General features: G+C 65.1%; 8 protein-coding genes and 1 pseudogene. 6 read left to right on the top strand and 3 right to left on the bottom strand.

Features of this window, described 5'->3' with window-relative positions; all coding sequences use genetic code 11:
• Nucleotides 1–252 precede the first annotated feature (252 nt).
• Nucleotides 253–1,620: an adenylosuccinate lyase gene (gene purB / locus NC595_RS18775; protein WP_253568908.1), complete on the top strand. Its 1,368-nt coding sequence runs from the start codon at nucleotides 253–255 to the stop codon at nucleotides 1,618–1,620.
• Nucleotides 1,621–1,690: 70 nt separating this feature from the next.
• On the opposite strand, the gene tolB is transcribed toward purB, so the two are convergent.
• The gene (gene tolB / locus NC595_RS18770; RefSeq protein WP_425493172.1) at nucleotides 1,691–2,986 is read right to left on the bottom strand and encodes a Tol-Pal system beta propeller repeat protein TolB; all 1,296 of its coding nucleotides are present in this window, start codon (nucleotides 2,984–2,986) and stop codon (nucleotides 1,691–1,693) included.
• 383 nt (nucleotides 2,987–3,369) lie between these two features.
• Here tolB and NC595_RS18760 point away from each other — a divergent pair.
• From NC595_RS18760 to NC595_RS18750, 3 genes and pseudogenes are all read left to right on the top strand, one after another.
• Nucleotides 3,370–3,761 (top strand): annotated as a pseudogene (locus NC595_RS18760) (GFA family protein).
• Nucleotides 3,762–4,143: 382 nt separating this feature from the next.
• A complete protein-coding gene (locus NC595_RS18755; protein WP_253568906.1) occupies nucleotides 4,144–6,345 on the top strand; it encodes a choice-of-anchor tandem repeat GloVer-containing protein in 2,202 nt (733 codons plus the stop codon).
• Between the two features lie 273 nt (nucleotides 6,346–6,618).
• A complete protein-coding gene (locus NC595_RS18750; protein ID WP_253568905.1) occupies nucleotides 6,619–7,245 on the top strand; it encodes a cytochrome c oxidase assembly factor Coa1 family protein in 627 nt (208 codons plus the stop codon).
• An 88-nt stretch (nucleotides 7,246–7,333) separates the two neighbouring features.
• Here the strand turns inward: NC595_RS18750 and gstA are convergent, their stop codons facing one another.
• Both gstA and NC595_RS18740 read right to left on the bottom strand, forming a co-directional pair.
• A complete protein-coding gene (gene gstA, locus NC595_RS18745) occupies nucleotides 7,334–7,942 on the bottom strand; it encodes a glutathione transferase GstA (protein WP_253568904.1) in 609 nt (202 codons plus the stop codon).
• 67 nt (nucleotides 7,943–8,009) lie between these two features.
• The gene (locus NC595_RS18740; RefSeq protein ID WP_253568903.1) at nucleotides 8,010–8,231 is read right to left on the bottom strand and encodes a Tsi2 family anti-toxin; all 222 of its coding nucleotides are present in this window, start codon (nucleotides 8,229–8,231) and stop codon (nucleotides 8,010–8,012) included.
• 104 nt (nucleotides 8,232–8,335) lie between these two features.
• On the opposite strand from NC595_RS18740, the gene NC595_RS18735 reads away from it, so the two are divergent.
• Nucleotides 8,336–8,713 (top strand): BlaI/MecI/CopY family transcriptional regulator, encoded by a 378-nt coding sequence (locus tag NC595_RS18735; RefSeq protein WP_253568902.1) that lies wholly within the window; start codon nucleotides 8,336–8,338, stop codon nucleotides 8,711–8,713.
• Entirely contained in the window at nucleotides 8,710–9,942 is a 1,233-nt protein-coding gene (locus tag NC595_RS18730; RefSeq protein WP_253568901.1) for a M56 family metallopeptidase, read from the top strand. Before NC595_RS18735 ends, NC595_RS18730 begins: the two co-directional genes overlap by 4 nt.
• Nucleotides 9,943–9,992 lie beyond the last annotated feature (50 nt).

Genomic DNA, 9,992 nt, shown 5'->3' with positions numbered 1-9,992 from the left:
CGGCAGGCGCAAAGCCTCGGGAGCCCGTCGGCGTCACCTCGTCCCCTCCGATGATCAGTCGGGGATTCTCGTCCGTTGCCGGACCAGAATCGAGACATAAGGAGCCCGCTCGCGGGCGATGCTTCTGCTCCTGATCCACATCGAAGCGAAGAGCATCGCCCGCGAGCGGGCTCCTACAACGGCGGCAGCGCGTGAGCCGCCACCTTGGGAAGCCATGTAAAATGGCGGTTTTCCCGTTGCCGGAACGCCCCGATGTCCACCCACGCCCTCACCGCCCTGTCCCCGCTGGACGGCCGCTACGCCAGCAAGGCCGAGTCGCTGCGCCCGATCTTCAGCGAATACGGCCTGATGCACCGGCGCGTGCACGTGGAAGTCGAATGGCTGCTGGCGCTGGGTGCCGAGCCGGCGATCGCCGAGCTGCCCGCCTTCGCGCCGGCGCAGATCGCCACGCTCAAGGCCATCGCCGCCGATTTCAGCGTGGACGACGGCGCCCGCATCAAGGCGATCGAGGCCACCACGAACCATGACGTCAAGGCGGTGGAGTACTTCATCAAGGAGCGCATCGGTGCCGACGCCGCGCTGGCCCAGGCCAAGGAGTTCGTGCATTTCGCCTGTACCAGCGAGGACATCAACAACCTGTCCTACGCGCTGATGCTGCGCGACGCGCGCACCCAGGTGCTGCTGCCCGCGTTCGACAAGATCATCGCCACCCTGCGCACGCTGGCGCACACCCACGCCGCGCTGCCGATGCTCTCGCGCACCCACGGCCAGACCGCCTCGCCCACCACGCTGGGCAAGGAACTGGCCAACGTGGTCGCCCGTCTGGAGCGCCAGCGCAAGCAGCTGGCCGAGGTGGAGATCAGCGGCAAGATCAACGGCGCGGTGGGCAACTACAACGCCCACGCCATCACCTACCCGGAGCTGGACTGGCGCGCGTTCTCGCAGCGCTTCGTCGAGAGCCTGGGCCTGGGCTACAACGCCTACACCACGCAGATCGAGCCGCACGACGGCGTGGCCGAGTACTGCGATGCTGTGCGCCGCGCCAACACCGTGCTGGTGGACCTGGCCCGCGACATCTGGGGCTACATCTCGCTGGGCTACTTCAAGCAGGCGCTGAAGGCTGGCGAAGTCGGCTCCTCCACCATGCCGCACAAGGTCAACCCGATCGACTTCGAGAACGCCGAAGGCAACTTTGGCCTCGCCAACGCGCTGCTCGGCCACTTCGCGGAAAAATTGCCGATCAGCCGCTGGCAGCGCGACCTCACCGACTCCACCGTGCTGCGCGCGCTGGGCACCGCCTTCGGCCACACGCTGGTGGCGCTGGAATCGCTGGCCAAGGGTCTGGGCAAGCTGCAGGTAAACCCCGACCGCCTCGCCGCGGATCTGGACGCCAGCTGGGAAGTCCTCGCCGAAGCCGTGCAGACCGTGATGCGCCGCTACGGCCTGCCCGAGCCCTACGAGCAGCTCAAGGCGCTGACCCGCGGCCAGGGCATCACCAAGGATTCCATGCGCCATTTCATCGACGGCCTGGCCCTGCCCGCCGCCGACAAGCAGCGCCTACTCGACCTGACGCCAGGTGGCTATATCGGCCTGGCCGAGGGGCTGGCCAAAGACATCTGACGGTCACTGGTCCCCGTTGCCTGCAGAACGCCCCGGCCATCCGCCGGGGCGTTTTGTTTTGGCCAGCCGCTCAACGCGGGCGGAACGGCCCCCAGGCCGGCTCACGCACATCGCCGTCGGACAACATCAGGCGCTGGCGGACGTAGCCATCGGTCGAGACGGAAAACAGCACACCATGCGACCCGTCGTTGGAGGCATACAGCAACATGCTGGCGTTCGGTGCAAAGCTTGGGGATTCCTCATACGGCCCCGGTGACACGAAACGCACCTGATCGCCGAGGCTGCGGTCGAGGATGGCGATCCGGTACACGTTGTCGTTCCCCTGCACCATTGCCAGCAGCTTGCCGTCGTAGCTCACGTCACAGTCGTAATTGCTCTGGCCCTGGAAGGTCACGCGGGTCGGCGCGCCACCCGTCGCCGGGACCGAATAGATCTGCGGCTGACCGGAACGGTCGGAGGTGAAGTAGAGGCTCTTTCCATCGGGAGCCCATACCGGCTCGGTGTCGATCGCCAGGTTGTCGGTCAGCCGGGTTTCGCGATGCGTGGCGAGGTTCATCACGAAGATCTCGGAGTTCCCCGGGTAGGAAAGCGACATGGCCAGCCGTGTGCCATCCGGCGACCACGCTGGCGCGCCGTTGATGCCCGCCACGCGACCGGACGCCAGAGTGCGCGCGCCAGTGGTGAGGTCCTGCACGTAGATCGCCGAATTGCCGCTCTCGAAGGACACATAGGCCAGCTTGCTGCCGTCCGGCGACCACGCGGGCGAAAGCAGCGGCTCCTTCGCGTGGCCCAAGACCACCTGCGGATCGAAGCCATCGGAATCGGCCACGATCAGCGAGTACCTGCGGTGGTCACCCAACCCGACGGCGGTGACATAGGCAATGCGTGTCCAGAACGCGCCACGCACGCCGGTGATCTTCTCGTAGATCGCGTCGGCGATCTGGTGCGCCACACCGCGCAGCCCGGCCGCGGGAACCGTCGACGTGGACAGGGAGAGCAGGCGCTGCCCCTTGTTCACGTCCCACAGCTCGTAGGCCACCTGCACCATGCCGTTGCCGGCATTCTTCACCCGGCCGACGACGATGTAGTCCTGCTTGAGCAGCCGCCAGGTGGCCAAATGGATATCCGCGCCCTGCGATGGCGTCTCGACGATCTCACTCCTGTCCAGCGCGCGAAACGTGCCCGACCGGTTGAAGTCGTTGCGGATTACGTCGGCGACGTCGGTCGGCAAGGGCGAACTGCCATCCACGGCAAACGGCACCACGGCAATCGGCATCGCCGTCTTGGTGCCTCCGACGATATCCACGTGCAACGACTGCGCGCCGACCGGGCCGACAAGGCACCCCAGCAGGATCAGGAGCACGATGGCGGCAAGATGCGCCGGTTGCCGCGTGGATCGAATCCTGCGTGCCTGCAGAGAGCGGAAGCGGATGCCGAAAATCCGTCCCCTTCGGTGCGCTTTCGGATAACGACCGGTCCCAGCTGCCGGAACACCCTCGGCGACGTCGCACCTGAAGGACACGACCTCGATCGGCCGGGGCCCGGCAAACAGTCCATGCATGAAACGACGCGAGAAGGGAGCGTCCTGCATCGAAATACACCTCCGTGTGCCAGGAATGCCGATGACAATATCCTCTTCCAGCCGCTCGGGACCATTCGCGACAGTCGCAATAACATGCGCGAGCAACCCACACACGGCAGCACAGCTTGTCCACCGCTCCCGCGGACGTCTCCCAGCAGGAACCGACCATGCCAACACGCCATGCCTCATGCAACTGCGGTCAGCTCACCGCCGAAGTACGCGGTGATCCGGTACGCATCTCGATCTGCCATTGCCTGGCGTGCCAGCGACGCACCGGCAGTCCATTCTCGGAACAGGCGCGATTTCGGCGCGAGGATGTCAGCGTGTTCGGTCCACCCCGTACGCGCGAACCGGAGACGAGGGAACGACCTGCATCTTCCACTTCTGCCCGGCGTGCGGCGTCACCGTGTACTACGAACCCCAGGCCATGCCGGGCTTTGTCAGCATCCCGGTGGGTGCCTTCGCCGATCCGCACTTTCCGCCGCCGACGATCTCGGTCTACGAATCGCGCATGCATGCGTGGGTGACGCCGCCCCTGGAGGCGGAGCATCTCGCGTAGACCGCTGTGCACTTCGCACGCAACAGGCCGCTTTGTCGCCACGAAATCCCGTGGGCGCCCGCTCGGCAACGTTGACACGCAGCCCGCCTTGCCCGCTCCCGGTTGCGACCCTGCCGGTCCGAAATCGCATGCAATTGCGACACAACCAATCCTGAGAAACCCGCTAACCTAGTCCGGGTGTCACGCACGCGGGTTGCCGGATCGGGGGGGCAATCTCGCCGGCTTCGGTAGTGCGGGCCACCCTCGGGCGCAGGATGCTCATGGCCTTTGCGCTTGCCTCAGGAAGTTGATCACCCACAACGCAGCATCTGCTTCGGTCCGCGCAAAAGCGCCGCCAAGCTTGAAGCGGTTTTCGGATTGCCACAGGGGGGGAATGGAAGTCATGTCTTGGCATTTTTCATCAAGGGCCCCGCGCCGCGTCGCTCATCGGGCAGATCGGGCGGCCACCGCTCTGTTGATCACTTGCGTCCTGATCGCTTCGACAAGCGCTCAGGCCGCCGCTTCGCACTACAGCATCTACGCCCAGTTCCAGACCAAGGCACAGAGCGGCGCGAACACGCAGTACGCCCCGCAGGCCATCATCCTCGGCCAGAACGGCTACATGTTTGGCGTATCCACTGCTGGTGGCTCCTACGGATTCGGGGGATTGTTCTCGGTCAGACCGGATGGGCTGGTCGACTCGATGAGGGACTTCGACAGTCAGATTGATAGTGGCTACAACGGCTTCGTGACGCCCCCTTCGCTCCCGTCCGACAATTTCACGCCGCTGACATTGCTGGCAGATGGTCGATTCGTCGGCGTGTCCAACCACGGGGGCAACCACTTCACCAGCTACTCCACCCCGGACGGCGTCGCATATGTGCAAGCTCTGGATGGCAGTGGCTTCCAACTTCAAACCTTCTATCCGGCTATCGGCGACTTCAGCCAACCTCTGAGCATTGGCCAGGATGCCGGCGGACATATCTACGGTTACGCAGCGGGAGGAACCTGGTCCAACGGAACCAGGACCAGCGACTGGGATCTTTTCAGCCTGAATCTGGACGGCTCGGGGAACCGCAATCTCTTCAGCTTTACCGGCTATTCCCCGACCAGCTTCGCAGTGGCCTCCGACGGCAACATGTACGTATCCCTCCCCAGCGGCGTGGTGCTTCCGGGAAGCGGGGGGGCGGCTTCTTCCGGAGACGTCGTATACAAGGTGACCCCGGCGGGAGTCGGCAGCGCCGTCTACACCTTGAACGGAAATACCGACGGTGCGGGCATCGACGAGCTCGTCGCCGATACCCACGGGAATATTTTCGGCTCGGCGCTGGAGGGCGGCACCTCGGGCAACGGAGACGGCATTGTTTTCAAGGTGGATTCGTCCGGAAACTTCACTGTGCTTCACAGTTTCAGCCGGTTCGCCGGCCAGAGTCAGAATGGCTACTGGCCCAACTCGCTGGTTGCAGGTTCCGATGGCAATCTCTACGGCGTGGCGCGTACCGGCGGTGACGCAACACATCCCTATGGCACCATTTTCAGGATCGGTCCTTCCGGCATCTATTCCGTACTGCATACGGTCGGGCTGCCGCAGGCCGACGGCAGCAATGCACGGTCGCTGATCCAGACCGGGCCACGAACCTTCTCCGGGGTGGTCGACGGTGGCCCCACTGGTAACGGAGCCATCTTCAAACTGGTCGTGCCGATCCAGGACGACCTGAATGGCACGGGACAGTCGTCGCTGATTGCCAGCGGCCCGGGCGCATTGACCACCGGAACAACGAGTGCACTCGACTCGTCCACGACCATCGCCTCGGGCTACTACCCTGCGGCGATCGGAGACCTCAACGGTGATGGCATTGCCGACATTGTCTGGACCAGTCCGAACGACGATCTCTACGTGTGGTTCGGTGGCCCCGGCGGGTTCACGCCGAAGGCCCTCGGGAAATATCCGGCGGGATGGACGCTCATCTCCGCCGGTGACGTCAACGGTGATGGCATGGATGACCTGATCTGGTTGAATTCGTCCACGAAACAGTTCGCCTGTTGGCTCATGAACGGCGCGACACGCATCGGATCGCGCATCATTGCGGTCGCGCCCGGCTACTACCCTGCTGCGACCGGAGACTTCAACGGCGACGGAAAGCTGGACATCGCCTGGACCAGCAGCAAGAACGACCTTTACATCTGGCAGGGAACCGGATCGGGCTTCACGTCGAAATACGTCACGACGTTCCCCGCTGGCTGGCGAATTTCGGGACGCGGAGACCTGGACGGAGACGGCAAGGACGATCTCGTCTGGTCGTATACGGACGGCACCCAGTGGGGTTATTGGCTGATGAATGGCACCTCGCCAAAGGCCATCAAGGTGATAAGTCAGCCAGCCGGTCTCGCTGGCTATGTCATCTCCGGAACCGCTGACTACAACGGCGACGGACTGACTGACATCCTCTGGTCCAATGGGACCGACACCCAGCTCTGGTCTAACCAGGGCACCTGTGCCGACGCCTCGGGCTGTGGGTTCGACATCTCCAGTTCTGCGGCTGTCCCGTCGGGCCAGAAACTCTTCAACAGCAGCCTTCCGTCGAATATCCAGATGCTTCCCTAGGCATGGGTCCGGTGAGCATGGGAAACCCGGATGCGCCATGGTGCTGCGCATCCGTCATTCCAGAAGCCCCCCCAAAACCGACTCCGGACTGGTCAGGTGCGGCCCGAGAACGATCCAAAGAGACTGAGGGCATGGCCCCGTCCCGCGACGGCTGGCGATGCACGCCCGGCCCGAACCATCCGACCACCGGACATCGAAGGGCGTGGACAGCTGATTTCCGGGCACCATTGGTGGCGTGATCTCCAAGCGATAGGCAAGCAAAAAGGGAGCGGTATGGAAAACACCTCTGGAGGCGGCAGCGGAGCGACGGTGCCGGCCGAGATCAAGCGCTGGAACTGGGGCGCGTTCCTGCTCAGCTGGATCTGGGGCATCGGCAACAACACGTTCATCGCCTTCCTGATGTTCGTGCCGCTGGTGAACATGGCGATGCCCTTCGTGCTCGGTGCCAAGGGCAGCACCTGGGCCTGGCAGAACAAGCGCTGGGAGAGCGTCGAGGCATTCAAGGCCACTCAGCGCAAATGGACACTGGGGGGCGTGGTCGCGCTGGGCATCTTCGTTGTCCTGATGACCGGCCTGTTCGTGAGCATCATCGCCGTGCTGAAGAACTCGACGGCCTACGAGATGGCGGTCAAGGCAGTCAAGGCCAACTCCGAGGCCGTGCAGATCCTTGGCCAGCCGATCACCAGCAGCTTTCCCACCGGCAACATCCGGGTCTCCGGACCCGACGGTGAGGCCAACCTCTCGTTCGACGTCGAGGGACCACAGGGCAAAGGGACGGTGTACGTCAGGGCCACTGAAGCGCTGGGCCAATGGAGGCTCGACCTGGCGGTGCTCGAAAACGCAAGGAATCACCAGCGAATCGACATCACCCAGGCCGACGATCACCCAGCCCGGCAGTAGGACCAATGCGCCTGTGCATGTTGCCCAGTAGGGTGCGAGGCTGGTTGAGCAAGGGCGCCGCCCAGCGGCGACCGTTGCGCCTCCGCATTTACTTGATCAAGCCCTCCTCGCGCATGGCCGCCTGCACGGCAGGCCGTTCGGCGACACGCTTCTGGAACGCCAGCAGCGCGGGAAATTCGCTCAGGTCCAGCTTGATCACGCGCGACCAGTGGGTGACCACGAACAGGTAGGCATCGGCCACCGTGAAGTGCTCGCCCATGAGGTACAGCTGGCGCGACAGGATGCCCTCGATGTAACCGTAACGGCGCTTGAGATACGCCACGCGCTCGGCCCTAGTCTCGTCTGGAATGGCGGGGTTGAACAGCGGGCTGAAGGTCTTGTGCAGTTCGGAGTTGATGTAGGTGAGGATCTCCTGCAGACGGTAGCGCGCCAGCGTGCCGTTCGCTGGCGCCAGCCCGCTCTCCGGCTTCAGGTCCGCCAGGTACTGCACGATGGCCGGCCCCTCGGTGAGTATTTCGCCGTCGTCCAGGCGGATCGCCGGCACGTAGCCCTTCGGGTTCACCTCGAGGAAGTTCTCGCCCGATGCAGTGAGCTTGGTCTTGCCGTCCACCTTGTCCAGGGTGAGCGCGATACCGAGTTCATGAGCCACGATGTTGGGCGACAGCGAGCAGGCGCCGGGGAGGTAATAGAGCTTCATGCAGGGTCTCCGTACTGAGGGAAGACACGCATGCTAGCGCTGCGGGAGGGTATGTAGAGAACTGGCGCTATCCGCTGACCAGTTCATCGTAGGGCGGCAGGTTGAGCACTGTCCTGGCGGCCTCGTCGTAGGCCCGCTCCAGGTCGTCGGCGGCACGTTGCCAGTCCTCGATCAGCTGGTAATCCTCCGGCATGGCGTCACCTTCGGCGAGCGCCGCGCGCAGGCTGCGGATCTCCGCGGCCACCGCCTGGATGGCACAGATCAGGGTCTGGTAGCTGATGTGGGGCATGGGCTCGCCTGTCCCTGGGGTCGTCACTTGTGGACCCTAGCATTGGTGCTCGCCTGCCGGCGAACTCGCTTGCCTGGCTCCATTCCGCGTCGCATGCTGCGCGGATGAAAACCGCCGCACCCACCACCGCGGAACTGGCAGTCCTCCAGGTGCTATGGCGCCGCGGTCCCTCGACGGTGCGCGAGGTGCACGAGGCGGTCTATGCGGATACCGATACCGGCTACACCAGCGCGCTGAAGATCATGCAGAACATGCTGGCCAAGGGCCTGGTCAGCCGCAGCGAGGACGCCCGTCAACACGTCTACGCGGCGGCGGTGTCCGAGCGCCCCACCCTCAACCGGCTGGTGCGAGGCTGGATGGACAGCGCATTCGCCGGCTCCTCGCTGGCGCTGGCCATGCAGGCGCTCGATGCACGCCCAGTGGCGCCGGAAGAGCTGGCCCAGCTCAAGGCGATGATCGAGAAGCTCGAGGGCGGATCGTGAGTTTCTTCACCGTCGCCTACCTCGCCCGGCTGGAAGTGTGGGGACTGGCGGCCGCGTGCCTGCAAGGCGTGCTGGTGATGCTCTCGTGGTTCGGCTGGGAGCGCGTCACCCGGCGGTCGTCTCCGACCGCGCGCCATCACCTGGCCTGCATCCATCTCGCAGCGCTTGCCGTGTTGCCGGCAGTCACCGTGGGGGTGCTGCACTGGACGGTGAGCCGCATGGGCATCGTGCCGCCGCATGGCTCCCCGGTCGCGGAACTGGCGCGGCAGATGGCCGGCTATCGCAGCTTTCTCGCCCTGGCCATGCTGTTGGCCGGCCTGTGGATGATCGGTGGCCTTGCCACGCTGTCGGGACTTGCGCGGGAAGCCCGGCAACTGGTCCGCCTGCATTGCCGACCGGCGCCGAGCGGGTTGCGGCGGGCCATGCATCGCCTGGCACGCGGGCATATGGGGATGACCGCACCGGACATGAAGCTGGCGCAGGTTGCCTCGCCGCAGGTCGTCGGCCTGTGGCGTGCAGTCGTGCTGGTGCCTGACACCCTGGTGCATCTGCCACGGGCCGAATGCGACGCCCTGCTGCTGCACGAGCTGGCCCATGTGAAGCAGCGCGATTTCCGCTGGAATCTCCTGCAGCGCATCGCGCTGGCGGCGCTCTGGTTCCACCCCGCCGCGTGGATGCTCTATCGCCACGTGATGCGCGAACGCGAGATCCGTTGCGACGCGCTGGCCCTTCGCCACGGGGCGTCGCCGCTGGCGCTGGCCCGGGCATTGATACGCCTTGCCGAGCACCGCGCCCCGGCGGCGCTGGCGATGGCGATCACCGGCGACGGCGATTTCGTCGCGCGCATCCACCGCCTGCTCGGCGTCGGCGCCACGTCAGGGACGCCGGCAGCAGGCGCACGCCCAGTGGCCTTGGCACTCTCGGCGCTGAGCCTGCTGGCGCTGGCCGGAGGGCGGCTGGGGCGGACGGACACTTCGATGGCCGACCTCTGCCATGCCAGCACCTTCGGGCCGACGGTATCCGTCCTTGCGCATGACGACGCGGGTTCGTTCGCGCTGCGGATCCGACGCGGACAGGTGCTCGCCGCCACCGTGGGGCAGCAACCGCTGGCCCGCGACCGCATCCGCCAGCACGGCGACCGCGTCACCCTGCTGGACGCCGCGCGGCAGCCGATCCTGGCGCTGACGGTGACCCCACAGGACCGCATCGAATGGGACGGTCGCCCGTAACAGGCCTTCTACTGGGTTGACTTGCTACGATACTCGTCGTACAAGCTACG

Source organism: Dyella lutea, assembly GCF_024158035.1.
Classification (GTDB): Bacteria; Pseudomonadota; Gammaproteobacteria; order Xanthomonadales; family Rhodanobacteraceae; genus Dyella_A; species Dyella_A lutea.
Note: the sequence above shows the minus strand (reverse complement) of the source record. Positions and strands in the feature narration are given on the sequence as shown.

What these genes read in the sequence shown, in the direction of transcription:
- NC595_RS18735 (WP_253568902.1), top strand. Translation starts at nt 8,336, where the DNA reads ATGAAAACCGCCGCACCCACCACCGCGGAACTGGCAGTCCTCCAGGTG.
- NC595_RS18755 (WP_253568906.1), top strand. Translation starts at nt 4,144, where the DNA reads ATGTCTTGGCATTTTTCATCAAGGGCCCCGCGCCGCGTCGCTCATCGG.
- NC595_RS18750 (WP_253568905.1), top strand. Translation starts at nt 6,619, where the DNA reads ATGGAAAACACCTCTGGAGGCGGCAGCGGAGCGACGGTGCCGGCCGAG.
- purB (WP_253568908.1), top strand. Translation starts at nt 253, where the DNA reads ATGTCCACCCACGCCCTCACCGCCCTGTCCCCGCTGGACGGCCGCTAC.
- NC595_RS18740 (WP_253568903.1), bottom strand. Translation starts at nt 8,231, where the DNA reads ATGCCCCACATCAGCTACCAGACCCTGATCTGTGCCATCCAGGCGGTG.
- gstA (WP_253568904.1), bottom strand. Translation starts at nt 7,942, where the DNA reads ATGAAGCTCTATTACCTCCCCGGCGCCTGCTCGCTGTCGCCCAACATC.